At 72.2% G+C, this 25,288-nt stretch carries 22 protein-coding genes and 1 riboswitch; of the genes, 8 read left to right on the plus strand and 14 right to left on the minus strand.

From position 1 onward, the window contains the following. Nucleotides 1–53 precede the first annotated feature (53 nt). The gene (locus PYR72_RS16015) at nt 54–680 is read left to right on the plus strand and encodes a TetR family transcriptional regulator (protein WP_059084417.1); all 627 of its coding nucleotides are present in this window, start codon (nt 54–56) and stop codon (nt 678–680) included. An 89-nt stretch (nt 681–769) separates the two neighbouring features. Here the strand turns inward: PYR72_RS16015 and PYR72_RS16020 are convergent, their stop codons facing one another. The 11 genes from PYR72_RS16020 to PYR72_RS16070 form a co-directional block, all read right to left on the minus strand. After that, the gene (locus PYR72_RS16020) at nt 770–1,150 is read right to left on the minus strand and encodes a hypothetical protein (protein ID WP_275455973.1); all 381 of its coding nucleotides are present in this window, start codon (nt 1,148–1,150) and stop codon (nt 770–772) included. A 133-nt stretch (nt 1,151–1,283) separates the two neighbouring features. Next, a complete protein-coding gene (locus tag PYR72_RS16025) occupies nt 1,284–2,138 on the minus strand; it encodes a thioesterase family protein (RefSeq protein ID WP_275455974.1) in 855 nt (284 codons plus the stop codon). A 45-nt stretch (nt 2,139–2,183) separates the two neighbouring features. Next, nucleotides 2,184–2,819, minus strand: a complete 636-nt coding sequence (locus PYR72_RS16030) for a trimeric intracellular cation channel family protein (protein WP_275455975.1) — start codon at nt 2,817–2,819, stop codon at nt 2,184–2,186. Between the two features lie 63 nt (nt 2,820–2,882). Next, nucleotides 2,883–4,184, minus strand: a complete 1,302-nt coding sequence (locus PYR72_RS16035; protein WP_275455976.1) for a dipeptide ABC transporter ATP-binding protein — start codon at nt 4,182–4,184, stop codon at nt 2,883–2,885. Next, nucleotides 4,181–5,275: an ABC transporter ATP-binding protein gene (locus PYR72_RS16040; RefSeq protein ID WP_275455977.1), complete on the minus strand. Its 1,095-nt coding sequence runs from the start codon at nt 5,273–5,275 to the stop codon at nt 4,181–4,183. The genes PYR72_RS16035 and PYR72_RS16040 overlap by 4 nt, the downstream gene beginning before the upstream one ends. Then, on the minus strand, nt 5,272–6,279 hold the full coding sequence (locus PYR72_RS16045) for an ABC transporter permease (protein WP_275455978.1): 1,008 nt from the start codon (nt 6,277–6,279) through the stop codon (nt 5,272–5,274). Before PYR72_RS16045 ends, PYR72_RS16040 begins: the two co-directional genes overlap by 4 nt. Before the next feature lie 69 nt (nt 6,280–6,348). Then, nucleotides 6,349–8,106, minus strand: coding sequence for an ABC transporter substrate-binding protein (locus PYR72_RS16050; RefSeq protein ID WP_275455979.1), 1,758 nt, complete (start codon nt 8,104–8,106; stop codon nt 6,349–6,351). Between the two features lie 74 nt (nt 8,107–8,180). Next, nucleotides 8,181–9,179, minus strand: a complete 999-nt coding sequence (locus tag PYR72_RS16055; protein WP_275455980.1) for an ABC transporter permease — start codon at nt 9,177–9,179, stop codon at nt 8,181–8,183. A gap of 326 nt (nt 9,180–9,505) precedes the next feature. Next, nucleotides 9,506–10,255, minus strand: a complete 750-nt coding sequence (locus tag PYR72_RS16060; protein ID WP_275460424.1) for an enhanced serine sensitivity protein SseB C-terminal domain-containing protein — start codon at nt 10,253–10,255, stop codon at nt 9,506–9,508. 215 nt (nt 10,256–10,470) lie between these two features. Next, nucleotides 10,471–11,247 (minus strand): enhanced serine sensitivity protein SseB, encoded by a 777-nt coding sequence (locus PYR72_RS16065; protein WP_275455981.1) that lies wholly within the window; start codon nt 11,245–11,247, stop codon nt 10,471–10,473. An 88-nt stretch (nt 11,248–11,335) separates the two neighbouring features. After that, nucleotides 11,336–12,007, minus strand: a complete 672-nt coding sequence (locus PYR72_RS16070) for an AAA family ATPase (protein ID WP_275455982.1) — start codon at nt 12,005–12,007, stop codon at nt 11,336–11,338. A gap of 214 nt (nt 12,008–12,221) precedes the next feature. Next, nucleotides 12,222–12,318: riboswitch (glycine riboswitch) on the plus strand. A gap of 175 nt (nt 12,319–12,493) precedes the next feature. On the opposite strand from PYR72_RS16070, the gene gcvT reads away from it, so the two are divergent. The 4 genes from gcvT (at nt 12,494) to PYR72_RS16090 (ending at nt 16,947) form a co-directional block, all read left to right on the plus strand. Next, nucleotides 12,494–13,621, plus strand: a complete 1,128-nt coding sequence (gene gcvT / locus PYR72_RS16075; protein WP_275455983.1) for a glycine cleavage system aminomethyltransferase GcvT — start codon at nt 12,494–12,496, stop codon at nt 13,619–13,621. Nucleotides 13,622–13,806: 185 nt separating this feature from the next. Beyond that, the gene (gene gcvH / locus PYR72_RS16080) at nt 13,807–14,184 is read left to right on the plus strand and encodes a glycine cleavage system protein GcvH (RefSeq protein WP_013000532.1); all 378 of its coding nucleotides are present in this window, start codon (nt 13,807–13,809) and stop codon (nt 14,182–14,184) included. A gap of 18 nt (nt 14,185–14,202) precedes the next feature. After that, nucleotides 14,203–15,468: a serine hydroxymethyltransferase gene (gene glyA, locus PYR72_RS16085; RefSeq protein WP_275455984.1), complete on the plus strand. Its 1,266-nt coding sequence runs from the start codon at nt 14,203–14,205 to the stop codon at nt 15,466–15,468. Nucleotides 15,469–15,579: 111 nt separating this feature from the next. Further along, nucleotides 15,580–16,947, plus strand: coding sequence for an L-serine ammonia-lyase (locus tag PYR72_RS16090; RefSeq protein WP_275455985.1), 1,368 nt, complete (start codon nt 15,580–15,582; stop codon nt 16,945–16,947). A gap of 22 nt (nt 16,948–16,969) precedes the next feature. Here the strand turns inward: PYR72_RS16090 and PYR72_RS16095 are convergent, their stop codons facing one another. From PYR72_RS16095 to PYR72_RS16105, 3 genes are all read right to left on the minus strand, one after another. Next, entirely contained in the window at nt 16,970–17,677 is a 708-nt protein-coding gene (locus PYR72_RS16095) for a hypothetical protein (protein WP_275455986.1), read from the minus strand. Nucleotides 17,678–17,699: 22 nt separating this feature from the next. Continuing rightward, on the minus strand, nt 17,700–18,152 hold the full coding sequence (locus PYR72_RS16100; protein WP_275455987.1) for a DoxX family protein: 453 nt from the start codon (nt 18,150–18,152) through the stop codon (nt 17,700–17,702). A gap of 100 nt (nt 18,153–18,252) precedes the next feature. Then, nucleotides 18,253–21,324 carry an AAA family ATPase gene (locus PYR72_RS16105; protein WP_275455988.1) on the minus strand — a complete coding sequence of 1,024 codons (3,072 nt, stop codon included), beginning with the start codon at nt 21,322–21,324 and terminating at the stop codon, nt 18,253–18,255. A gap of 293 nt (nt 21,325–21,617) precedes the next feature. Here PYR72_RS16105 and PYR72_RS16110 point away from each other — a divergent pair, with 293 nt between their 5' ends. From PYR72_RS16110 to PYR72_RS16120, 3 genes are all read left to right on the plus strand, one after another. Next, nucleotides 21,618–22,343 carry a response regulator transcription factor gene (locus tag PYR72_RS16110; RefSeq protein ID WP_275455989.1) on the plus strand — a complete coding sequence of 242 codons (726 nt, stop codon included), beginning with the start codon at nt 21,618–21,620 and terminating at the stop codon, nt 22,341–22,343. Nucleotides 22,344–22,477: 134 nt separating this feature from the next. Beyond that, entirely contained in the window at nt 22,478–23,134 is a 657-nt protein-coding gene (locus PYR72_RS16115) for a DUF4255 domain-containing protein (RefSeq protein WP_013000540.1), read from the plus strand. Continuing rightward, nucleotides 23,131–25,281 carry an ATP-binding protein gene (locus tag PYR72_RS16120; protein ID WP_275455990.1) on the plus strand — a complete coding sequence of 717 codons (2,151 nt, stop codon included), beginning with the start codon at nt 23,131–23,133 and terminating at the stop codon, nt 25,279–25,281. The genes PYR72_RS16115 and PYR72_RS16120 overlap by 4 nt, the downstream gene beginning before the upstream one ends. Nucleotides 25,282–25,288: the final 7 nt, after the last annotated feature.

Below are 25,288 nucleotides of genomic sequence, written 5' to 3' on the forward strand. Positions count from 1 at the left end.
CTAGCGCGCCGCCCGGCTTTTCATTTACGGAGAACAGTTGTTAACTGCATGGCATGAGTCACACTCTCGGCGTCCGGCAGGTCCAGAAGCAGCGGACCCGGCAGGCGCTCATGGACGCCGCGCTCGGCCTGCTGGAGGAGCAGAGCCTCAGCAGCCTCGGACTGCGCGAGGTCACCCGGGCCGTGGGCGTCGCCCCCACCGCCTTCTACCGGCACTTCCGGTCGACCGCGGACCTCGGTGTCGCGCTGGTCGAGGAGGTGCTCGGCAGTCTGCACGCGGTGGTCGCGGATCTGATGTCGGCGGTGGGCGACAGCGACGAACTCATCGAGCGCGCCGTCGATCTGATCGCCCGCCATGTGGACGCGTACCCCGCACACGTCAGGTTCATCGCACGCGAACGGCACAGCGGGGTCCAGCCGGTGCGGGACGCCATCCAGGGGCAACTGGCCCGGTTCGCCGAGGAGGTGCGCGACGATCTGGCCACACGGCCGGAGACGGCCGGGTGGACCGACGACGACCGGCTGATGCTGGCGGGCCTGTACGTCGATCAGATGCTGGTGACCGCCTCGCTGTTCCTGGCGGCCCTGGACGCTCCGGAGGAGGAGCGCGTCCGGGTGACCCGGCTGGCGAGCCGCCGCATGCGGCTGATCAGCATCGGCTGCCGTCACTGGCTGGACTGAGCCGCCGCGACACCACGAGGGCGCCCCCGTGCTCGGGGGCGCCCTGTCCGTCCGCTTCTCGCTCCGTCCCGTCCCGTCGCCGTCAGTCGTCAGCCGTCCTTGGACGCCGAGGCCGAGGCCGACGCTTCCTGACGGGGCGCCCCGCTCGGGGCCCGGCCGCCCTGGCCCGGCTGACCGCCTTCCCCGCCGCAGCCCCCACCGGGACCACCGTGGGGACCGCCCTCGCCGGGGCCTCCGCTCGGCGCACCGGAAGGCCGGTCCGAGGGAGCGCCCGAGGGGGCGCCGGAGGGGGCCTGCCCCTGCGCGGTAGGCCGGCCGGAGGGAGCACCCGACGGGGCCTGGCAGGTCTGCCCGCCCGAGGAGCCGTTGCCCGAGGTGGACGACGAGGTGTCGCCGGAGCCGCACGCCACCAGGAAGAGGGGTGCGGCCGCCAGCAGGACGACGGCGGGGACGAGACGCGCGTGCTTCATGAGAGGTAGCTCCAGAACGATGAGGAGTTCGTGAGCGGCATCGAAGCAAGGCGACTTGGGGCTCCCTCGGGTACGCGCTGTGCCGACGCTGTGCGAACGGCAAAGTCCTCCCCGACGCGCCGGCCCGGCCGCCTCAGTCCGACAGTCTCGCGCGGGCCAGTTGCCGGGACTGTGCGACCAGCCGGTCCGCGCTGTCCCAGACCTCCGCGTCCTCCTCCAGGAAGCCGCCGGCGAGGTTGCGGGTGGTGATGGCGACCCGGAGCGGGCCCGGCGCCGGGCGGCACCGGACGTGGACGGTCAGCTCGACCGTCGGGACCCAGCCCTTCAGGCCCATCTCGAAGGCGGTCGGCGGCAGCGCGTCCACCGCGAGGAGCAGGGAGAAGGGGTCGGCGTCCCGGCCGTCGGCCAGACCGAACCAGGACCGCATCTCGCCCTTGCCCGAGGGCGCGCCGAGCGCCCAGCCGAGGGTCGCGGGGTCCAGCTTGAGGAACAGCCGGTCGGTGATCGCGGAGCCGCCGGGGACGGGGCCGGGCGCGTCCTGCGGGCCGAAGCACTGCTCGACCGGCGGGATCGCGGGCGGCGTCGCCGTCGTGCGGACGTCGTCCGGGAGCGCGTCGAGGTCGCCGTAGGAGGCGAGGACCCGTATCCGCTCGATCTCGCGGCCCGCGTCGTCGTACTGGAAGAGGGACGCCTGGCCGGTCGACAGGGTCCTGCCGGTGCGGACGACGTCCGTGCGCACGACCGCCGGGCCCGGCTGGGAGGCGGTCAGATAGTGCGCGGAGATCGTGAAGGGGTCGCCGTGCGGCAGCGCGTCGGCGAGGGCGCGGCCGAGGACGGCGAGGAGGTAGCCGCCGTTGACGGCACCGATGATGGTCCAGCCGGCAGAGAGGTCGATGTCGTAGACGCCGGGTGCGCGTCGGGTGACCGCGGTGTCCCGGTCGAACTCACTGTCGCCGACGGTGGCCTGTACGGAAGCTGCTTCGGGCATGGGTGAACCGTACAACAGGTGATTACTAAGCGGTAGCTTTATCCCTCACCCCTCCTCGACCGCCGCCGACCGCCGGTTCCAGGCCCGTGGCGCCCGCCAGTGGTACCGCATCGCCAGCAGCCGCAGCACGAAGGCCGTGATCGCGGCGAGGGCCGAGGTGACCGGGGTCAGGGCGTCCTGGCTGATGCACAGGACGACCATCCCGGCGCCGACCATCGCGGGCACGGCGTACAGATCGCGGTCCCAGCGCAGCAGCGAGGGCACCTCGTTGGCGAGGACGTCCCGCAGCACACCGCCGCCGACCGCCGTGGCGAGGCCGAGGACGAGGGAGGCGGTCAGGCCGAGGCCGTAGTCGTACGCCTTCGCCGTGCCCGCGACGCAGAACAGGCCGAGGCCGGCGGCGTCGAAGACGTTGACCCCGGCCTGGATGCGCTCCACGTGGGGGTGCAGGAAGAAGACGAGGAGGGCGGCGAGCAGCGGGGTGACGAAGTAGCCGAGGTCGGTGAAGGCGGCCGGCGGTACGGCGCCGATGACCAGGTCGCGGAAGAGCCCGCCGCCGAGCGCGGTCACCTCGGCGAGGACGGCGATGCCGAAGACGTCGAAGTTCTTGCGGACGGCCAGCAGCGCGCCGGAGATCGCGAAGACGAAGATGCCGATCAGGTCGAGCGGATAGGGAGACACCCCTATATTGTGACGCAGCAGCGAGCCCCCGCCTTACATTGCAAGGCGGGAGCTCGTTCTCGCTTACTTGTCGTCGGCGCCGCCGGACTCCTCGGCGGCCTCCGTCTCCTTGGCGGCCTTGGGCTTCTCGGCGGCCTTGGGCTCCTCGGCAGCCTCGGTCGCGGCGGGCGGTTCCGTCGCGGCGGGCGGTTCCGTCGCGGCGGGCGGCTCGGCCGCCGCCAGCGGCTCGGGCTCCGCGGGCGGCGCCTCCGTCTGCTTCACCGTGTCCGGTACCAGCTCGGCCGCCTCCTTCGCGGCCGTCAGCAGGACGACGTCCTGCGGCTGCTGGTCCTCGAAGTTCTCGGGGTGGTGGCAGGCGACCCGCTGCCCCGGCCTCAGCTCGGCCAGCGGCGGCTCGGTGGTCGTGCAGACCTGCGTGGCCTTCCAGCACCGGGTGTGGAAGCGGCAGCCGCTCGGCGGCGCGATCGGCGAGGGCACGTCGCCCTTGAGCAGGATGCGCTCGCTCTTGGCACCCCGGCGCGACGGGTCCGGGATCGGCACGGCCGACAGCAGCGCCTTGGTGTACGGGTGCATCGGCGCCGTGTACAGGGAGTCCCGGTCGGCCAGCTCCACGATCTTGCCGAGGTACATCACGGCGATGCGGTCGGAGACGTGGCGGACCACCGAGAGGTCGTGCGCGATGATCACGTACGTCAGGCCCAGCTCGTCCTGGAGGTCGTCCATCAGGTTGACGACCTGGGCCTGGATCGACACGTCGAGCGCGGAGACCGGCTCGTCCGCGACGACCATCCGGGGCTTGAGGGCGAGCGCGCGGGCGATGCCGATGCGCTGGCGCTGGCCGCCGGAGAACTCGTGCGGGTACCGGTTGTAGTGCTCGGGGCTCAGGCCCACCAGCTCCAGGAGGCGCTGGACCTCCTTCTTCACCCCGCCCTCGGGCTCGACGCCCTGGAGCTTGAACGGCGCCGAGACGATGGTGCCGATGGTGTGCCGGGGGTTCAGCGAGCCGTACGGGTCCTGGAAGATCATCTGGACGTCGCGGCGCAGCGGGCGCATCCCGGCGGTCTTGAGATGCGTGATGTCGGTGCCGTCGAACTCGACCTTGCCGCCGGAGGGCTCCAGCAGGCGGGTGATGAGCCGGCCCATGGTCGACTTGCCGCAGCCGGACTCGCCGACGACGCCGAGGGTCTCGCCCCGGCGCACCTCGAAGTCGATGCCGTCGACGGCCTTGACCGCCCCGACCTGCCGCTGGAGCAGGCCCTTCTTGATGGGGAAGTGCTTGACCAGGCCCTCGACCCTGAGCAGTGGCTTCTCGTCGGAGTCGGCGCGCGGGGCCGGCACGGCGGCCCGGGTCTCAGTCTCGCTCACAGCTTCGGCGCAATCTCTTCGGTCCAGATCCGCGTACGGTCCTCCTGCGACAGGTGGCAGGCGGTGAAGTGCCGGCCGCCGACCTCGCGCAGCTCGGGGCGCTCGGTGCGGGTGATGTTGTCCTTGGGGACGTCCGCGTAGGGGCAGCGCGGGTTGAAGGCGCAGCCCGAGGGCACGTTGATGAGGCTCGGCGGCTGGCCCTTGACCGGGATGAGCCGGTCGGTCTGGGCGCGGTCGATGCGCGGCATCGAACCGAGCAGGCCCCAGGTGTAGGGGTGCTGCGGCTGGTGGAAGATGTCGTCGACCGGGCCGCGCTCCACACAGCGGCCGCCGTACATCACGAGGATGTCGTCGGCGATCTCGGCGACCACCCCGAGGTCGTGCGTGATGATGATGACCGCGGAGCCGAACTCCTTCTGCAGGTCGCGGATGAGGTCCAGGATCTGCGCCTGGACGGTGACGTCCAGGGCGGTCGTGGGCTCGTCGGCGATCAGCAGTTCGGGGTTGTTGACCAGGGCCATGGCGATCATGGCGCGCTGGCGCATACCGCCGGAGAACTCGTGCGGGTAGCCGTCGACGCGCTTGTGGGGCTCCGGGATGCCGACGCGGTCGAGCAGTTCGATCGCGCGCTTGCGGGCGACCTTCTTGCTGACGTCGTGGTGGACCCGGTACGCCTCGACGATCTGGCTGCCGACCTTGTAGTACGGGTGCATCGCGGACAGCGGGTCCTGGAAGATCATCGCCATGTCGCGGCCGCGCAGCCGGCGCACCTCGTCGGGGCTCGCCCCGACGAGTTCCTTGCCGTCGAGCCAGATCTCGCCGGACATCCGCACGTTCTTGCCGCGCGCGCCGAGCCGGTGCAGGCCCATGATCGCCAGTGAGGTCACCGACTTGCCGGAGCCGGACTCGCCCACGATGCCGAGGGTCTTGCCCTTCTCCAGCTGGAAGGAGAGGCCGTCGACGGACTTGACCACGCCGTCGTCGGTGGGGAAGTGCACCTTGAGGTCGCGTACTTCGAGGAACGCCTCGGGGGCGTCCCCGGCGCGTGCGGGCTCGCCGACGGCGGCCCCGGTCTTGGACAGTTCGGTCACGAGAGCCTCACCCGCGGGTCGATCGTGGCGTACAGCAGGTCCACCACAAGGTTCATGAAGACGACGAAGAACGCCGCGAGCAGGGTCACCCCGAGGATCGGGGGCAGGTCGTTGGCGCTGATCGACTGGACCGCGTACTCGCCGATGCCGTGCAGGGAGAACACGGTCTCGGTGATGAGGGCGCCACCGAGGAGCAGGCCGACGTCCATGCCGAAGACCGTCACCAGCGGGGTCAGCGCGGCACGCAGACCGTGCTTCACGACCACGTTGCGCTCGCGCAGGCCCTTGGCCCGGGCGGTGCGGATGTAGTCCTCGTTCATCGTCTCCAGCATGCCCGAGCGGGTGAGCCGGGCGTAGATGGCCGAATAGAGGAGGGCGAGCGAGCACCACGGCAGGAAGAGGGTGTTGGCCCACTGCGAGGGGTTCTCGGTGAAGGGGACGTACGTCCGGCCGAAGATCTCCAGCTGGTAGCTGAACAGCAGCAGGGCGAGCTGGCCGGTGAAGAACATGGGCAGGGAGACGCCCGCGAGCGCGACGCCCATGGCGGCGCGGTCGAAGAACGAGCCCGGCTTCAGGGCCGAGATGACACCGGCGATGATGCCGCCCAGCAGCCACAGCACGGCGGCGCCGGAGGCGAGGGAGATGGTCACCGGCAGCCGGCCGGTGAGCTGCGGCCAGACCTCCAGGTGGTCCTTGAAGGAGTAGCCGAAGCAGGGGGCGTCACAGCGGACGGTGGAGGGCCCCAGGTCGTACGTGGCACCGGAGACAATGCCCTTGACGAAGTTCCAGTACTGCTCGTAGACCGGCTGGTCCAGGCCGAGGTTCCGCTTGACCGCCTCGATGTCCGAGGGCGAGGGATTCTTGCCGATGTACTGCTGTGCCAGTTGGTCGGCAGTCTGTCCGGCGAGCTTCGGCAGGATGAAGAAGATGCCGAAGGTGACCGCGGTGACGACGAGCAGCAGGATCACCGCCGCGATCGTCCGGCGGATGATGTACGAGATCACGAGGACCGGCGCCGGCGCCCGCGGGTGTGCTCACCCGCGGGCGCCAATGCCTTCACCTGCCTTCCGGGGCTACTTCTTTTCCTTGACACCGATGTTGAGGTAGTCGTACTGACCGCTGAAGGCCGAGGACGACACCAGGTTGGTGGCGTACGGCGAGCGGTACAGCAGGACCTTGAAGTAGGTCAGCGGCACGATGGCGGCCTGCTCCATGACCAGCTTGTCGACCTCGGTGTACGCGGCGGTGCGGGCGGCCTCGTCGGTGTTGCCGATCGCGTCGTCCAGCAGCTTGTTGACCTTGGGGTCGTCCAGCTCGGACAGGTTGGTGTTACCGGCCTGGCCGATGGCCTTGCCGTGCACGATCTGCTGCAGGAAGCCGTAGCCGGTGGGCCAGTCGGCGCCCCACTGCATCATGATGAGGCCGATGTTGTTCTTCTTGTTGAACTTCGGCACACCCGCGTAGTCCGAGAAGTACTTGCCCGACGGGTACTGCTTGATGTCGGCCTCGATGCCGACCTTCTTCAGCGCCTCGACGATCGCGGTGGCCGCGTCGACCTCGCCCTGACGGTCGGTACGGGCCGAGATGGAGGTCTTGAAGCCGCCCTCCTTGCCGCAGGCCTTCAGGTGCTCCTTGGCCTTGGCGACGTCACCCTTGTTGTCCGGGGTGGCGTACGTGTCGGCCTTCTCGTAGCCCGAGACGTCGGTGGGCAGGACGGTGGTGGCGATGTCACCGCGGATCGGGCCGCCCATGGCGGTCTGCACGGCGGTCTTGTCGATCGCGTACTCGACGGCCTTGCGGCACTCGACGTTGTCGAACGGCGCCACCTTGGTGTTGATCGCCGTGTAGACGAGACGGCCGCCGAGCGCGTTGTCCGTGTTGGCCAGCTGGTCCTTGTCCTTGAGGATCTGGGCCTGGGTCTGGGCGTCGACACCGGTGCCCTGGATGTCGATCATGGTGTCGCCGGACATGACGTCCTTGTCGATGGTGGCCTTGTTGACCTTCAGGTTCACCACGATCTTTTCCGGGTACTGCTTGCGCAGCGGGTCCGTCTTGGCGTCCCACTCGGGGTTGCGGACCAGGACGATCTGCTTGCCCTCGTCGTACTTCTCGAACTTGTACGAGCCGGTGGAGACGACCTTCTTGGTGTAGTCGACGCCGGTGTCCTTGGCCCTCGGCACCGGAGCCGTCTGCGGCATGCTCGCCAGGTAGTCGAAGTCGGCGAAGGGCTTGTTGAGCTTGAAGACGATGGTGTTGTCGTCCGGCGTCTCCAGGGACGAGATGCCCGCCGCCTTCTTGTCCTTGTACGGGCCCTTGTACTTGTCCCCGCCGGCCAGCAGCTGCTGGAAGTAGTTGGGGCCCGAGGAGAGCACGTCACGCGCGAAGTTCGAGCGCTCCACCGCGTACTTGACGTCCTTGGAGGTGACCGGGGTGCCGTCCTCGAACTTGACGCCCTGGCGGATCTTGTACGTCCAGGTCTTGCCGCCGTCGCTCGGCGTGCCCGCGCTCTCGGCCAGGTCCGGGACCAGCTCGTTGCCCGCCTCGCCCGCGCCGGGCTTGAACGTCATCAGCGGACGCGCGTAGAGGCGGCTGAAGTTGAAGCCGTACGCGTAGTACATGTTGCCCGGGTCGAGGGACTCGGGGGCGTCGGAGCTGGCGTAGGTGAGCGTGCCGCCCTTCGCCGTGGACTCGTTCACGACACCCTTGGTCGCGGCGTTGGCGCCGGCTCCCTTGGGGGCGTCATCCGTGCCGTCGTCCGCCTTGCTGCACGCGGACAGAAGCAGTCCGGCGGCGCTCGCAACCGCGACCGCGGCCATTGCTGACCTTCGCATGATGGTCGGTTTCTCCTTCGTAGTTGGACAGTTGTGTGGGACTTCGGGCCACAACCGGGCCGCGGGCGCAGACGTCAGCGGCTGCGGGGGTCGAGGGCGTCCCGGAGGCCGTCACCGAGGAGGTTGAAGGCCAGCACCGTGATGAAGATCGCGAGGCCGGGAACGATCATGTACTGCGGGTCGACCTGGAAGTAGTCGACCGCGTCGTTGAGCATTCCGCCCCAGGAGGCCTGCGGCGGCTGGATCCCGACACCGAGGAAGCTGAGCGACGCCTCGAAGATGATGTTGGTCGGGATGAGCAGCGTCGAGTAGACGATGATCGGCGCGACGAGGTTGGGCAGCAGCTCCTTGAACAGGACGTACGGGCCGCCGGCGCCCATCCCGCGCGAGGCGTCGATGAACTCGCGCTCCCGCAGCGCCAGGGTCTGACCGCGCACGATGCGTCCCATGTACGGCCAGTTGAAGAAACCGATCACGAAGATCAGCACCGAGATGTGCAGCGGCAGGCCCTTGAGGCCGAAGGCGCCGCCCTGGAGCGTCGCGGAGATGGCGATCGCGAAGAGCAGCAGCGGGAACGCCAGGAAGGTGTCCATCAGCCGGCTGACGATCGTGTCGACCCGGCCGCCGTAGTAGCCGGCGACCAGGCCCAGCACCACGCCGATGGCGTTGGACAGGATCGTCGCGCCGAAGGCCACGACCAGGGAGACCCAGGAGCCCTCCAGGATGCGGGCGAGGATGTCCCGGCCGAACTTGGGATCGACCCCGAGAGGGTGGTCCCAGCTCATCCCGCCGAAGTCGCCCTTGGGCAGGGAGGTGTTGGCGTCGATGAGATCCTGGTTGAAGGTGTTGGGGTCGAGCCCCAGCATCGACTGCAGCGGCCGGGAGAGGGCCGCGATCAGGATCAGCAGGACGACGATGAGACCGCCGGCGACGGCCACCTTGTCGCGCTTGAAGCGGGTCCAGGCGATCTGGCCGAGCGAACGGCCCTCGATCTTCTTGGCCTCGACACCTTCCAGCACGGCTTCGGGCTGCGCCTCGGCCTGCGATCCGGTCGTCTCAATGGGTGCGGTCATCGTCCCTCGTGCTTGCCCGTGCCGGTGGTTGCCGACTGTGCCTGGCGGCCGCCCGGGTCTGCGGTGCGGTCCGTCACCACTGCTGTCTCGCCTGCTCTGTGACTACTGCTGAGTACGAGGGAGGGGCGGGCGGAGAACTTCACCGTATGAACAGCGCGTTCGCCGCATCCCCCCATCGCTCTGGGGGAGTCTTCAACGGCCGCGCGATCAGGCACCAGACCCGACGGCGAAAGTATGCGCAACCGTGATGTGGCCAGCGCGGTTCCGCTATCCGGACGTGACGCTCTGTTGAGCGGTGGGGGCGGGGAGGACGCCGGCGGGGCGGCTCAGTACCGGCTCGGGTACCCGTACCCGCCCGCCGCCGGGGCCTGCGCCGGGGCCGCGTGGGCCTCGCGGTCGTAGAACGGCCGGGCGCCGGCCCGCAGCCACATGGCGACCGGGTCGTACTCGTCGGACATCGCGACCGTGGAGACGGGCAGCCCGTCCGGGACGGCGCCGATGGACTGCTGCATCATCGCGCGCACCGAGTCCACGGCCGGCGGCGAGGTGTCGTACACGTCGAGGCCGATGGCCAGGTACGGCGCGCCGAGCGCCGGCTGCACCCAGGCGCGGCGCAGCGAGCGCACGGCGGGGGTGCGGTGCGCGTTCTGGGTCAGCAGGCCGTAGAACTGGGGGATCTCGATGGCCGGCTCGGACAGCCGGAGCGGGCCGGCGGGCTGCCGCTCCAGGCCGGTGGCGATCCGGCGCAGATCGAGCCAGGGGATGCCGACGCCGCCGCCCGGCGCGTGCGGGTTCAGCCAGAGGCCGTAGTGGTCGGGGTAGAGCGTGCGGGCCACGTCGAGGCCGTCGACGACCTCGTAACTGCGGTTCCAGCCACTGGCGGAGAGCTCCTGGGCGGAGGTCACGCACGGGGCGTAGTTGAACCCGTCGACCTCCATGTTCCCGTACTGGGCGTCCGGGGAGCCGCCCTGGCCGTGCCAGAGCAGCATCCAGATCTGGCCGGAGGACGGGGTGGCGAGGGCACGCAGCAGCGCCTCGTAGGCGTCGTAACGCCCGGGCGTCACCTGCCGCAGCATGTGCTCGACCTGCCCGGTGGCGATGCTGCCGCTCACGTTGGCCGTCCTTCGTGTTGGACCCTGGTTATAGGAGACAGCTTAGGTGGTGCGCCGGTTGAGCCGGTCAGGGCTCGGGCGTTGCCGTACCTCGCGGGGCGCGGGCGCGTCGTGGCTGGTCGGGCCCCGCGGCGGAGCCGCGGATCGGAACAGCCCCACGCCCTTCCGGGGCGCGTCGGTCAGTACCCCTGTTGGTAGAAGGGCCGTACCTTCTCGCGGAGCCAGTCGCCCACCGGGTCCTGGGCGACGTCCAGGAAGACCATGTTGACCGGCCAGGGGACGGGGGCCTTGGCGAGGACCCGGCCGAGGGCGGCGAGCGGGAGACCCCGGTCGGCCTCCCAGGAGGTCAGTTCGACGCCGATGAACATGACGGGGTCGGCGGTCTCGATGGTGGCGAGGCAGCGGCGGGCGGAGAGGACCACCCCGGTCGTGGCGAACTCCGCCGAGGCGGCCGCGAGGAAGTCCACGGGGTCGTCCTGCCAGTCCGGCTCGAACAGCCGGACGCGGGCCCCGTTCGCCGAGCCGTCCAGCGGGGTCCGTCCGGCCCGGCACAGCTCGGCCACCGCGGGCGGCGGCAACGGCATGCCCACGACACCGTCCGGGTTGAGGGCGAGGCCGATCTGCGGAGGCAGGCCGCGCGCGAACTCGACCGCCGGGGCGATCGTGAACGACATGTGGTTCCCGACGACCTGGCGGAACTGCTCCTCGGACGTGAAGACCGGCACGTACGCCTGGCCGTCGAACTCCATCGTGGGCAGGTCGAGCTGACCGCTGCTCGGGCCGCCGCCCTCCGGGAGCGGCACCCAGACGAAACTGCGGGCCAGCACCTCCACGATCCGCGCCCCGGCCTGGGGCACGCCGAGCGACGCGGACAGCACCTCCTCCAGCTCGTTGCCGGGCCACCCGCCGTGCCCGTGGGGATGCGCCTGTGCCGGAAAGTCCGCCGGGAAGTCCATCTGCTGCCTACCGCTTTGCTCCGTGATGCTGTTGTCCCTGCACCTTAATTGCTTCCGGGCCGCGGGCGCGCCCTTCGGGAACCCCCCGCTACCCGGTGAAGTCGATCCGCTTCAGCACGTCCGCCGCCGCCCGGTCGATCAGCACCGCCGCCCCGCACCCCTGCGGCAGCCGTCCCTTCTCCACCGCCCGCAGCAGTCTGGTCATGGCGCCGCGGTGCCGGGCGAACGCGTACCGCGAGACCCCCCGGCCCCGCTCCCGCTGCCCGTCCCGCGCCTCGTCCGCGGTCACGTCGAGCAGCAGCAGATGCAGGGTGCCGCCCCGCCGTACGGCCTCCCGCGCGAGCCAGCTGCGCACCCACGCCTGGGCCCCGCAGTCGTGCACGACGACGCCCTCCCCCGAGCGGAGGGCGCGCCGCAGTCCCGCGTAGTGCGCGAGGCGCACGAAGGGCCGGTAGGCCGCGTACGGCAGGTGGCGGGCCAGGCGCGCGTCGAAGCGGTCGCGGGTGTCCTGGGAGTCGATCCGCACGCCCGGCACGCTCCGCCGCATCAGCGTCGACTTGCCGCTGCCCGGGAGCCCGGTCACCACCACCAGGTCGTGCGGTCCGAAGGACAGTCCGTGCGGGCTGCGCCCGGCACGCTCCCTGAGGTCGCGGACGACCGCCCTCGGGAACGGGCCGCACGCCTCACCGGCCGGTGCGACGGGCTGCTCGGGCATGGCGGCGATGCCCGAGGTCGTCGCGTACGCCGTGGTCCTGTTCACCGTGATCGTCCTCCCCAGGGGTATGGAGTCCCATCCCCACAGACTGTAAAGAGAAGGTAATGCCCGATCCCTCCTGGTTCAGTCCTCGTCCTGCCACAAGAGTGCTACGAACCGGTGTGTCCGCTCCCGCTCGCCGCCCTCACCAGTGAAGGTCCCCCTGCCGCGCCGCGTCGATGCGTGCAATGATGTGCGCGCCAACTGCATACCGGCCGCTTGAATCCGCGCGGGAGAGCTCCCAGCAGTCTCGCTGGGGCGCCGAAGGAGCAAGTCCCTCCCTTGAATCTCTCAGGCCCAGATACCGCGCGGGCGAGGCACATCTGAAAAGCGGGCCGCGCCTCCCTCCGAGGAGGACGGCTCCACCCAAGGTGCAAACCACGATCACCGGTACGTCACGATCACCGGTACGTACGGTCGCGGTGAACCTCTCAGGTTCCGATGACAGATGGGGAGGATCGTCCTCGCCTGTCATGCCCCGGGAGCAATCCGATGAGCAGTAGCCCCACCGCTGGATCGCGCCGTACCGCGCTCGATGCCCTGCATCGCTCGCTCGGTGCGACGATGACCGACTTCGCAGGCTGGGACATGCCCCTGCGTTACGGCTCCGAGCGTGACGAGCACCTCGCCGTCCGCACGAGGGCCGGCCTCTTCGACCTCTCCCACATGGGCGAGATCACCGTCCTCGGGCCGGGGGCCGCCGCGCTGCTCGACCACGCGCTGGTCGGCGACATCGGCGGGGTGAAGCCCGGCCGCGCCCGCTACACCATGATCTGCCGCGAGGACGGCGGCATCCTCGACGACCTGATCGTCTACCGGCTCGCGGACACGGAGTACCTCGTCGTCGCGAACGCCTCCAACGCCCAGGTGGTGCTGGACGCGCTCGTCGAGCGCGCCGCCGGTTTCGACGCCGAGGTGCGGGACGACCGGGACGCGTACGCGCTGCTCGCCGTCCAGGGCCCCGAGTCGCCCGGCATCCTGGCCGCCCTCACCGACGCCGACCTCGACGGTCTGAAGTACTACGCGGGACTGCCGGGCACGGTCGCAGGTGTCCCGGCGCTGATCGCGCGCACCGGGTACACCGGCGAGGACGGCTTCGAGCTGTTCGTGAAGCCCGAGCACGCCGTCGAGCTGTGGCAGGCGCTGACCAAGGCGGGCGAGGGCGCCGGCCTGGTCCCCTGCGGCCTGTCCTGCCGGGACACGCTCCGCCTGGAGGCGGGCATGCCGCTGTACGGGCACGAGCTGTCCACCGAACTGACGCCGTTCGACGCCGGGCTCGGCCGGGTCGTGAAGTTCGGCAAGGAGGGCGACTTCGTGGGCCGCGCGGCCCTGCGCGAGGCCGCCGAGCACGCCCACCACGAGCCGCCGGTCCTCGTCGGCCTGATCGCCGAGGGCCGCCGGGTCCCCCGCGCCGGATACCCCGTCGTCGCCGAGGGGGGCAAGGTGATCGGCGAGGTCACCTCCGGCGCCCCCTCCCCCACGCTGGGCAAGCCGATCGCGATGGCGTACGTCGACGCCGTGTACGCCGCCCCGGGCACCACCGGGGTCGCCGTGGACATCCGCGGCAGCCACGAGCCGTACGAGGTCGTGGCCCTGCCGTTCTACTCGCGGCGGAAGTGACACCTTCGTAGCCGCGCGGCCGTGGTCGTGCGGCCGGGGCGGTTCGCGTGGTCGGATACGGAGTCGTTCGGAAGCGGCGTCGTGCGGACCCCGAGCGTGACCCTGGGCACATCCGCGCTGTTCAACAGCGGTTTCAGCAGTCCCCCCTTCACCATCACTCCCCCGCGTACAGGAGAATTCAGGCCATGAGCAACCCCCAGCAGCTGCGTTACAGCAAGGAGCACGAGTGGCTGTCGGTCGCCGAGGACGGCGTCTCGACGGTCGGCATCACGGAGTTCGCGGCGAACGCGCTCGGCGATGTCGTCTACGCCCAGCTCCCCGACGTGGGCTCCACGGTCGAAGCGGGCGAGACCTGCGGCGAACTGGAGTCCACGAAGTCGGTGAGCGACCTGTACTCGCCGGTCTCCGGTGAGATCACCGAGATCAACGAGGACGTCGTCAACGACCCGTCGCTGGTGAACACCGCCCCGTTCGAGGGCGGATGGCTGTTCAAGGTACGCGTCGCGGGCGAGCCGGACGACCTGCTCTCCGCCGACGAGTACGCCGCCCACACCGCCGGCTGAGAAGACGAGGTCCCCCGTATGTCGCTTCTGAACACCCCCCTGCACGAGCTGGACCCCGAGGTCGCGGCCGCCGTCGACGCCGAGCTGCACCGCCAGCAGTCCACCCTGGAGATGATCGCCTCCGAGAACTTCGCCCCCCTCGCGGTCATGGAGGCGCAGGGCACGGTCCTGACCAACAAGTACGCCGAGGGCTACCCGGGCCGCCGCTACTACGGCGGCTGCGAGCACGTCGACGTCACCGAGCAGATCGCGATCGACCGGCTGAAGGAGCTGTTCGGCGCCGAGTACGCCAACGTCCAGCCGCACTCGGGTGCCTCCGCCAACCAGGCCGCCCTGTTCGCGCTCGCCCAGCCCGGCGACACCATCCTCGGCCTGGACCTGGCCCACGGCGGCCACCTCACCCACGGCATGCGCCTGAACTTCTCCGGCAAGCAGTTCAACGTGGTCGCCTACCACGTGGACGACTCGGGCCTGGTCGACATGGACGAGGTCGAGCGGCTGGCCAAGGAGCACCGCCCGAAGGTGATCATCGCGGGGTGGTCGGCGTATCCGCGGCAGCTGGACTTCGCCGCGTTCCGCCGGATCGCGGACGAGACCGGCGCGCTGCTGTGGGTGGACATGGCGCACTTCGCGGGTCTGGTGGCGGCCGGGCTGCACCCCAACCCGGTCGAGTACGCCGACGTGGTCACCTCCACGACCCACAAGACGCTCGGCGGCCCGCGCGGCGGCATCATCCTCGCCCGCAGCAAGGAGTTCGCCAAGAAGCTCAACTCCTCCGTCTTCCCCGGCTTCCAGGGCGGTCCGCTGGAGCACGTGATCGCGGCCAAGGCGGTCTCCTTCAAGGTCGCCGCGAGCGAGGAGTTCAAGGAGCGCCAGCGGCGCACGGTCGAGGGCGCGCAGATCCTCGCCGCGCGGCTGACGGCCCCCGACGCCCGCGCAGCCGGTGTCGACGTGCTGTCCGGGGGCACGGACGTGCACCTGATCCTGGTCGACCTGCGCCACTCCGAGCTGGACGGGCAGCAGGCCGAGGACCGTCTCCACGAGGTCGGCATCACCGTCAACCGCAACGCGGTTCCCAACGACCCGCGTCCGCCGATGGTGACCTCCGGCCTGCGGATCGGCACCCCGGCCCTGGCCACCCGCGGCTTCACCGCCGAGGACTTCACCGAGGTCGCCGACGTCATCGCCGAGGCCCTCAAGCCCTCCTACGACACCGAAGCCCTCAAGGCCCGGGTCAAGGCCCTCGCCGACAAGCACCCGCTGTACCCGACGCTGGGTGAGTGACCCCGGGCTTCACCGGACCACACCCCGCAGTTTCCGGGGTACCGCGCACACTGGGGAGTGAGCGCGGTACCCCGTTCCCCGCACCGCCCTCCCCCGTTCTGAGGAGTCACCGTGGCCATCTCGGTCTTCGACCTGTTCTCGATCGGCATCGGCCCGTCCAGCTCCCACACGGTCGGCCCGATGCGCGCAGCCCGGATGTTCGCCCGCCGGCTGCGCAACGAGGAGCTGCTCTCCGACGTGGCCTCGGTCCGCGTCGAGCTGTACGGCTCGCTGGGCGCGACCGGCCACGGCCACGGCACCCCCAAGGCGGTGCTGCTCGGCCTGGAGGGCGCCTCCCCGCGGACCGTCGACGTGGAGTCGGCCGACGACCGCGTGGAGGCGATCAGGACGTCGGGGCGCATCCGCCTCCTCGACGACCACGAGATCCCCTTCTCCTTCGACAAGGACCTGGTCCTGCACCGTCGCAAGGCACTGCCGTACCACGCCAACGGCATGACCATATGGGCCCGTGACGCCGCGGGCGCGGAGGTGCTGTCGAAGACGTACTACTCCGTCGGCGGCGGCTTCGTGGTCGACGAGGACGCCGTCGGCGCGGACCGCATCAAGCTCGACGACACCCCTCTCAAGTACCCCTTCCGCACGGGCGACGAGCTGCTCCGGGTGGCGAAGGAGACGGGTCTGTCGATCTCCGCGCTGATGCTGGAGAACGAGCGGGCCTGGCGCACCGAGGACGAGATCCGCTCCGGACTCCTCGACATCTGGGGGGTCATGCAGGCGTGCGTCTCGCGCGGCATGTCCCGCGAGGGCATCCTGCCCGGCGGTCTGAAGGTGCGCCGCCGCGCGTCCATGTCGGCCCGTCAGCTCCGGGCGGAGGGCGACCCGCTGGCCCGCTCCATGGAGTGGATCACGCTCTACGCGATGGCCGTGAACGAGGAGAACGCGGCCGGCGGCCGGGTCGTGACGGCCCCGACGAACGGCGCGGCCGGCATCATCCCCGCCGTCCTGCACTACTACATCAACTTCGTGCCGGGCGCCGACGAGGACGGCGTGGTGCGGTTCCTGCTGGCCGCCGGCGCGATCGGTCTGCTCTTCAAGGAGAACGCCTCCATCTCCGGCGCCGAGGTCGGCTGCCAGGGCGAGGTCGGCTCCGCCTGCTCCATGGCGGCCGGAGCGCTGGCGGAGGTGCTGGGCGGCTCCCCCGAACAGGTGGAGAACGCGGCCGAGATCGGCATGGAGCACAACCTCGGCCTCACCTGCGACCCCGTCGGCGGCCTCGTCCAGATCCCGTGCATCGAACGCAACGGCATGGCGGCGGTGAAGGCCGTCACCGCCGCCCGCATGGCCATGCGCGGCGACGGCACCCACAAGGTGTCCCTGGACAAGGTCATCAAGACCATGAAGGACACCGGCGCCGACATGAGCGTCAAGTACAAGGAGACGGCGCGGGGCGGGCTGGCGGTGAACATCATCGAGTGCTGAGCGGGCCGCCCGGCTGCTCGGCCTACGGGCGGCTGTCCGGGCGCAGAGCCGGGCGGAGCGCCGGGTCGAGGAGGTCCGGGTCGAGGAGGTCCGGGTCGAGGAGGTCCGGTGCGTGGCCGGGCCGGCCGTCCTCGGATTCGGCCCCGGCCTCGTCCATGTGCTCGGCCGCCGTGAGGAAGTCCGTCTCGACGGGTGTCAGATCCGCGATCAGGGTGTCGAGCGGGTGCGTGGCGACGAACCGGGACCGGGCTGGGCCGACGAGCAGGACCGCGAGGGGCGGGTCGCCGCGCAGGGGCAGGCCGGGGTGGACGTCGCCGCCCCAGTACAGGACCGGGGTCTCGGTGCCGGGGTGGGCGAAGCGGCCCGCGCCGGCCAGCATCAGCAGCGCGGTGTGGGTGGCGCTCTCGTCGCCGTGGTAGTCGTACAGGTACGCCTCCAGCGCGTCGTCGCGGTGGCGGAGCAGGGTGAGGCCCTGGGCGGCGCGGGGCGCGAGCAGGTGCGCCGGCGTCTTCTCCCGTTCGGCGCGGACAGCGGCCGCCGCCTCCGGAAGGTGAGCGGCGATCGCGGTGAGGTCCCAGTCCGGGCGGGCGCCGTCGGCGGCCCACCCCGTGTACATCGCGGCCGGGTTCTCGATGACGCCGAGGCCCGGCAGGGGTGTGCGGAGCCACTCCTCGAAGCCGTCGCGCGCCATCGGTACGCGGGTCGCGAGCATGAAGGAACGAGCGCCCATCGGGTGCCTCCTCGGGCCGGGGTCAGCGGGACGGCTCGGTGAGCCGGTCGGAGCCGGTGCGGGAGCCGGTCCCGCGGCGGGTCGGGCCCGCCAGGGACAGGGCGCCGGGGCCGGCGAAGACCAGCAGGAGGAAGCCCCAGCAGAACAGGACGGGGGCGAGGCCGCCGTTCTGGAGGGGGAAGAGGCCGTCCTTCTGGTGCTCTGTGAAGTAGGCGAACGCCATGATGCCCGAGCTGAGGAACGCGGCACCGCGGGTGGCGACGCCGAGGAGAACCAGGACGCCGCAGGTCAGCTCGATGACTCCGGCGTACCAGAAGGGCCAGTCGCCGACCGGGCTCGCCTTGCGGTCCAGGACGCCGAAGACCGTGGCGGCTCCCTCACTGGCGAACAGCAGCCCGAGGACGATGCGGAACAGGCCCAGCACGAGCGGCCGGCGCGAGTCGAGCCAGTCGTGCAGGGGCGGGGTGCTGCTCATGGGTGCTCCTCGGGTGCGGTGGCCGTGCGGGGATGGTCCCGGTTCTCCCTACGCAGGCGCCCGCCCTTCGGTTCAGTCGGTGCAGTCGGTGCGTGGCCGGTCACCGGGTCTCGGCGGAGGTCGCGAGGGCCGCGCCCAGTTCCGCCCTGCGGCGGATGCCGAGCTTGCGGTAGGTGCTGGTCAGATGGGTTTCCACCGTGCGACGGGCCAGGTGGAGGAGCTGGGCTATCTCGGTGTTCGTGTGGCTCTGCGCGGCGAGTTCGGCGATCCGGCGCTCGGCCGCCGTGAGCGCGGACGGGCCCGTCAGGGGCGTCGCCGGGCGGCGGGCACCGCCCTCGCGCAGGGCTTCCTCCGCGAGGGCGCGCAGGCGGAGCGCGCCGAGGCGTTCGGCGTGTCCGGCCGCCTCCCGGAAGGTGTCGCGGGCCCGCACCCGCTCCCCGGCGGCGGCGAGCGCCCTCCCCTGTGCCACGAGGGCCGGGATCAGCTCCGAGGTCACCGGGGAGCCGCTCGGCCCCCCGGTCCCTGCGGTGTCCGGGGCGGCGAGCGCCGCCCAGGCTCCGCCGGACGGCACCGCGGAGACCCCGCCGACCGCCCGCCGCGCCGCGGCTCCGCCCGGCGTCCAGCCGCGCGCGGAGGCCGCCGTCACGCGGGTGCCGCCCTGCTTCCAGCCGCCCTTGGCCGTCGCGGGCCCCCTGGCCGACAGCCGGCCCCCGCCCGCCGAGGCGATGCCGCCCAGCGCGACCACGGAGGCCGCGCCGGTCCCCGCGGCCTCCTCCGGTACTCCGTCGACGCCCTGCCGCAGCGCCCGTACCGCCCGGTCCGCCAGCTCCAGGCCCCGGCGACCGCCCGTCGCCGTGCCGAGCGCGGACAGGGCCCTGCCGAGGACGCGGGGGGTGTTCCAGACACCGGCGAGACGCAGTTCCTGTTCGGCGAGGGCGAGGGCCTCCTGGGGGCGGCCGAGGGCGAGCTGGCACGCGGCGGCGGCCGAACGCCACGGGGTGACGACGGGGCTGACGACGTCCCGGGCCGACTGGCGGCGGCCGCACTCCAGGAAGTCGTCGAGGGCCGCGGCCGGGTCGCCGACGGCGGCGCGGAGACGGCCGCGGGCGTGCAGGAAGCGGTTCACCTCCCAGGAATCGTGGGCGTGCCGGACGTCGAAGCCGTCGGCGAGACGGGCGGCCTCCCGCGTACGTCCGGTCTCCACGAGGGCGACGACCGCGTGGGCCAGCGCGTTGGCGGACTCGGGGCCGCCCGCGACCGCGCGGGCGACCTCGGGATCGGCGAGGACCTCCGCGTGGGCGCCCCGGGCGGCGGCGATGTCGATCCGGACGTTGAGCAGGGCCAGGTGCATGGGGTGCAGCAGGGAGGTGCGCTGGCCGCTGAGGCCGCGGTCGACGAGACGTTCGGCCTCCTCCAGCTGGTCGGCCCACTGGGCGACGGCGGCGGCGGTGCCCAGCAGGAAGACCTCGGACAGTGGTTCGGCCGGCCGGGCGAGCAGGGCCCGGACGCGGTGCATCGCCGAGGCCGCCGAGATCAGTCCGGCGGTGGCCTCGTAGCGCACGAGGAGGGCCTGTCCGGCGGTGCCGACCAGGTGGGGCGAGCGCTCGGCGGTCTCGCGCAGCCAGCGGTACACCTCCTGCCGTACGCCCTGGTCGTGGTCGGCGAGCAGGGCGGAGGCGGTCTGGACGGTGCGGATCAGGTCCGGATGGCCCGTCAGGTGCTCGTCGCGCAGCCCGCGCAGCACGTCGACGGCGGCACGGGCCTCCCCGCGCCGGGCCAGGGCCGTGCCGAGGGCGACCGCCGCGTGGACGCGCTCCCGGGGCGGTCCGGGCAGCCGCATCGCCTCCGCGAGCCGGGGGATGCCGGCGGAGGACCGCACGGTGGCGTACTCCAGGGAGCCCAGTTCGGTGAGGACCACGGTGCGGCGGGCGGCCGGCATGGGTTCGTCGAGAGCGCGGCGGAGGTGGGCCAGGGCGTCGGCGCTGCGGTCGGCGCGGACGGCGAGGTCGGCGGCGTCCAGCAGGGCGCCGGTCGCCCATGCCTCGCCGACGGGTCCGGAGCGCAGCAGTTGTCCGGCGACGGACTCGGCCGGGTCGCCGCGGTGCAGCATCGCCTCGGCCGCGCGGCGGTGCGCGGCCTGGCGGTCGGCGCCGGCCCAGCCGCCGAGCACGGCGTCCCGCAACAGCGGGTGGGCGTACCGGGGGCGTCCCTCGGCGTCGGGGCGGAGCAGGCCGAGGCGGGTCATCGCGGTGAGCCAGCCGGGTACGCGGGCGGGGTCCGCGTCGGCCGTACGGGCGAGCAGGTCCGCGTCGGCCGGGGTGCCCTCGTCGTCGAGGGCGGCGAGCGCGCGGGCGACGCCCGTGGTCGCGGGCCCGGCGCTGTCCAGCCACCAGGACACGGCGGCGGCGTAGGTGCCCGGATAGAGCGCGGCGCAGGTGTCCGGAAGGGCAGCCGGGAGGGCCCCGGGGGCGGAGTCACGGAGGTCGGACAGCAGGGCGCGCAGCAGCAGGGGGCTGCCGGCACCCGCCCGTAAGCAGGCGTCGACCCAGTCCGGCGGGGCGTCCCCGTGGACCGAACGGACCAGCCGCGCACCGGCGTCCGGGCTCAGCGGGGCCAGGGTGCGGGTGTGCACGAGGGCGGGGGAGAGGGCGTGTGCGAAGCCGTCCGCCGGGGGGTCGATGTCGTACTGGCTGCGTTCGGTGACCACCAGGAGCACGGGCAGACGGTCGATGCGGCGGACGGCCTCGACGAGCCAGCGGCGGGACGGGGGGTCGGCGAGGTGCGCGTCGTCCACGGCCACGAGCAGCGGGTACTCGGCCGCGTAGGAGCGCAGCAGCCGCCACAGCCGCGCGGGTCTGCCCCGGTGCGGCTGGGTGCCCGGCGGGTCCGGCGCCTCGCCCGCGGCCTGGTCGAACTCCGGCCCGTGGGCGAGAAGTTGGAAGACGGTGTCGAAGGGGATGGAGCGGTGCTCGGGTGAGCAGCGGGCCCGCAGGACGCGCATGCCGTTCGCCGCCGCGTGGCCGGCCGCCGCCTCCAGGAGTGCGGTGCGGCCGGTGCCGGTGGCGCCCCGCAGCAGGACCAGGCGGCCGGAGCCGGTCCGGGCGCGGGCGGCCTCGGCGGTCAGCAGCTCCAGGGGTTCACGGCGTTCGAGAAGCGGTTCCGGCACGCACATCGCTGTCTCCTGTCGTGGCTGTGGCTGTCGTGGCTGTGGCTGTCGTGGGGGCGGTCGTGGACCGTCGTTCTCCGCTTGGGTGGACGGTGTGCGGACGGTCCGGGTGCACTGCTCGCGGAAGGTAGGCGGGAAAGTGCCGTGGCCGGGCCTGTGGTGAATCTCGTGGTGAATCTCGTGGTGTGTCTCGTGGTCCTCCACGATTGCCCGGCGCACACACCACACAGAAGGGTGAATCGAGCCCCTCGGCCACTCCCCTCACAGGAGCGGCGATTTCGTGCATACGGGAGAAACGGTTGCGCAGCACATTCCGGACCGCGGACACGGCGGCGGCCACGGCCGCGGCCACCGGCACGGGCGCGACCCCGGTCAGCGTCGCGGCTGAGCACCAGGAGCCCCGGCGCCGTGTCCCCGTCGTCGTCCACACCCTCGACCCGCTCTCCCGCGCCGGGGTGATCAGCCAGCTGCGCGGGCATCCGGTGATCGACCTCAGGGACGACGCCGCGGTACGGCCGGGCACCGTGGCCGTGCTGGTCGGGGAGACCCCGGACGAGCCGCTGCTGTCGACGCTGCGCCGGATGGTGCGCAGCGAGAGGGCGCGGGCCGTCCTCGTGGTGAGCCTGATCCGCGAGACCGAGCTGCTGGAGGTCATCGAGTGCGGGGTCGGGGCCATCGTGTGGCGTCACGAGGCCACCCCGCACCGGCTGGCGCAGGCCGTGCTCGCGGCCTCGCGCGGGGACGGCGACCTGCCCGCCGATCTGCTCGGCCGGCTGATCAACCAGGTGGGGACGTTGCAGCGTTCCGTGGCCGGCCGCACCGGGGCGCCGCTGTCCGGCCTGGTGCCGCGTGAGATCGACGTCCTCCGGCTCGTCGCCGAGGGGATGGACACCGGCGAGATCGCGAGCAAGCTCTCCTACTCCGAACGCACCGTCAAGAACGTGATGCACGGACTCACCACCCGGCTGCATCTGCGCAACCGGGCGCACGCGGTGGCCTATGCCCTCCGGGAAGGCTACATCTGATCGAACGGGCAGTCGGACCGGGCCCGTTGGGCAGCCCACCGTGCCCCCTCGTCGTCCCCGGCATGTCTGGAAGGGGGACGCCCCGGCGGACAGGATCGACGGACAGGCACACGACACACAGCAGGAGCACGACCGTGATCCACGAGGTGGACGAGGTCCTCAAGGGACTGATCGGCGGTGGTGCCCTGGCCGGCTCCGGCATCGACGTCTCCTTCGAGGCCCCGACCCGCGACTGGGCGGCCCGGCGCAACGCGCCCGCCGTCAACGCCTATCTGTACGACATCCGGGAGGACGTCTCCCGTCGCCAGCGGGGCCACATGCCGGTCCGTGACGAGCGGGACATCGTGGTGCGCCGTCGGCAGCCGCCCCGCTGGTTCCGGCTGTCGTACCTGGTCACCGCCTGGACCAAACAGCCCCAGGACGAGCACCGGCTGCTCTCGGCGGTGCTGGCCACGCTGCTGCCGCACGAGCTGCTGCCCGCCGACCGGCTCCCGGGCGCGCTCGGGGCGCTGGGCCTGACCGTGCCGCTGTCCGTGGCGGGGCTGCACACCGAGTCGCGGTCCCTCGCCGAGATCTGGTCCGCGCTGGGCGGCGAGCTGAAGCCCTCCCTGGACCTCGTCGTCACCGTGCCCTTCCCGGCCTTCCCCGAGTACGACGCCGGTCCCCCGGTCACCGAGGGCGCGGCGATCCGCGTGCGCGGCATGGACGGCTCCCTGGAGGGCTCGGAGGAGCGCGCGCACCGGCCGGACCGGCTCGCGTCCGTACCGGACACCGGGGAGGGACGGCGTTGACCACTTCCGCCTCCCCCGTCACTTCCGCCTCCCCCGTCACTTCCGTCACTCCGGTCACTCCCGTCTCCCCCACGTCCGGCGCGGCGCTCGACTCGGCCCCCACCGACGCGCTCCTCCTCCGGCTCGCCCGGCTGCGCGAGCGGGTGGCCGAGCTGGTGGCCCGGCGCGGTGCCGGTGACCCGACGGCCGGCGATCCGCTGCGCGGGCTGTACGTGTCCGAGGAGGGCGTACGGCGTCTGCTGGAGCCGTCGGCGGGGCCGGACGCCCCTGTGTTCGAGGACGGGCAGGGCGGCGAGGGTGACGAGGACGGCGCGGGAGCCCGGACGGCCCCGGGCGGTCCGCTGGAGCGGCTCGCGGGGCGGCTCGGGCTGACGGAGCTGGACACACGCATCCTGCTGATCGCCCTGGCACCCGATCTGGACCGCTCCTACGAGCAGCTGTACGGGTATCTGAACGACGACGTCAGCAGGCGCCGGGCCACCGTCGGGCTCGCGCTCGATCTGTGCGGGCTGCCCGTGCATCTCGCCCGGGCGCGGGCCCGGTTCCTGCCCTCGGCGCCGCTGTGCGCGCTCGGGCTGCTGACCGTCGAGGAGCCCGAACGGCCCTTCCTCGGGCGGGAACTGCGGGTGCCGGACCGGCTGGCCGCCCATCTCCTCGGCGACGACACGATGGACGCGGCGCTGGTGGGCCATGTGCGTCCGCTCCCGCCGTCGGCGTCGTCGGCGGGTGCCGGGGGGTCGGCAGCCGCGTCCGCGTTCGGGGAGGACGGCGGGTTCACCGGGCGGCTGGCCGGACGGCTGGCCGCCGCCCCGGTCACCGCGCATCTGCGGGAGCGGCGGGAGGGCGACGGTCTGGTACGGGCCACGGCCGCCCTGGCCGCGGCCGGAGTGGCGGCGCTGCACTTCACGCCCCCGGCGGCCGACGACGAGGCGGCCCGGCTCCTGCCCCCGCTGCTGCGCGAGGCCCGGCTGCGCGGGTGCGCGGTCGTGGTGGCGCCGCTCCCGGAGAACCCGGGGCCGTTGTTCCGGGGGCTGACCGCGCCCGATGTGTCCGTGCTGTTCACGGGGCCGCAGCCGTACGACCCGCAGTGGTGCGACCGTGATCCGCTGGTCCTCGACGTGCCCCGGCCGCCCTCGGGTGCCGTGGACGCCTGGGCGGCGGCGCTCGGCGCGGGGGCGGACGGGCCGGGGTTCGACCTGGCGGCCACGGTCGCCCCGTACCGGCTCGGCGGTGACCGGATCGCGCGGGCGGCCCGCGCGGCCGCCGGTCTCGCGGCGTTCGACGGCACCGAGGTGACCGCGGACCATCTGCGGCTGGCCGCACGGCTGCAGTCGGCCTCCGGTCTGGAACGGCACGCCCGCCGGATCCGCCCGGACGTCGGCTGGGACGACCTCGTCCTGCCCGACAAGCCCCTGGCCGAGCTGCGGGAACTGGCCCTGCGCGCCCGTCACCGCGACCGGGTGCTCGGCGACTGGCGGCTGAGCGCCGGCGGCGGGCGGGGCCGTGGGGTCCTGGGGCTCTTCGCGGGCGAGTCGGGCACCGGCAAGACGCTGTCGGCGGAGGTCGTGGCCGCCGAACTCGGCCTGGACCTCTACGTCGTGCAGCTCTCCTCGATCGTGGACAAGTTCGTGGGCGAGACCGAGAAGAACCTCGAACGGATCTTCACCGAGGCGGACCGCACGGACGCCGTGCTGCTCTTCGACGAGGCGGACGCCGTGTTCGGCAAGCGCTCGGAGGTCAAGGACTCCCACGACAAGTACGCCAACATGGAGAGCGCCTATCTGCTCCAGCGTCTGGAGTCGTTCGACGGCATCGCCCTGCTGACCACCAATCTGCGGGCCAACATCGACGAGGCGTTCACCCGGCGGCTGGACCTGGTGGTCGACTTCCCGTTCCCGGACACCGCCCAGCGGCTGGCCCTGTGGCGGCACAGTCTCGCCGCGGTGCCCGGCGCGGACGACACCGACCCGGCGGCGGTCGCCCGTGACTTCGAGCTGGCCGGCGGTTCCATCCGCAGCGCGGTCGTCACCGCCGCCTACGCCGCCGCCGGGCGCGGCGGTCCGGTGACCACGGCCGACCTACGGGAGGGCGCCGAGCGCGAGTACCGCAAGGCCGGGCGGCTGGTGCCGGGCGAGGGCACCTGGTAGCGGACCC

This window comes from Streptomyces sp. VNUA24 (genome assembly GCF_029167005.1).
GTDB classification, from domain to species: domain Bacteria; phylum Actinomycetota; class Actinomycetes; order Streptomycetales; family Streptomycetaceae; genus Streptomyces; species Streptomyces scabiei.

Bases quoted from the DNA above. Each gene is read 5' to 3' on its own strand.
- PYR72_RS16065 (WP_275455981.1), bottom strand. From the start codon at position 11,247: ATGGACTTCCCGGCGGACTTTCCGGCACAGGCGCATCCCCACGGGCAC.
- gcvH (WP_013000532.1), top strand. From the start codon at position 13,807: ATGAGCAACCCCCAGCAGCTGCGTTACAGCAAGGAGCACGAGTGGCTG.
- PYR72_RS16060 (WP_275460424.1), bottom strand. From the start codon at position 10,255: ATGCTGCGGCAGGTGACGCCCGGGCGTTACGACGCCTACGAGGCGCTG.
- PYR72_RS16025 (WP_275455974.1), bottom strand. From the start codon at position 2,138: ATGCCCGAAGCAGCTTCCGTACAGGCCACCGTCGGCGACAGTGAGTTC.
- PYR72_RS16095 (WP_275455986.1), bottom strand. From the start codon at position 17,677: ATGGGCGCTCGTTCCTTCATGCTCGCGACCCGCGTACCGATGGCGCGC.
- PYR72_RS16015 (WP_059084417.1), top strand. From the start codon at position 54: ATGAGTCACACTCTCGGCGTCCGGCAGGTCCAGAAGCAGCGGACCCGG.
- PYR72_RS16055 (WP_275455980.1), bottom strand. From the start codon at position 9,179: ATGACCGCACCCATTGAGACGACCGGATCGCAGGCCGAGGCGCAGCCC.
- PYR72_RS16105 (WP_275455988.1), bottom strand. From the start codon at position 21,324: ATGTGCGTGCCGGAACCGCTTCTCGAACGCCGTGAACCCCTGGAGCTG.
- glyA (WP_275455984.1), top strand. From the start codon at position 14,203: ATGTCGCTTCTGAACACCCCCCTGCACGAGCTGGACCCCGAGGTCGCG.
- gcvT (WP_275455983.1), top strand. From the start codon at position 12,494: ATGAGCAGTAGCCCCACCGCTGGATCGCGCCGTACCGCGCTCGATGCC.
- PYR72_RS16100 (WP_275455987.1), bottom strand. From the start codon at position 18,152: ATGAGCAGCACCCCGCCCCTGCACGACTGGCTCGACTCGCGCCGGCCG.
- PYR72_RS16050 (WP_275455979.1), bottom strand. From the start codon at position 8,106: ATGCGAAGGTCAGCAATGGCCGCGGTCGCGGTTGCGAGCGCCGCCGGA.
- PYR72_RS16020 (WP_275455973.1), bottom strand. From the start codon at position 1,150: ATGAAGCACGCGCGTCTCGTCCCCGCCGTCGTCCTGCTGGCGGCCGCA.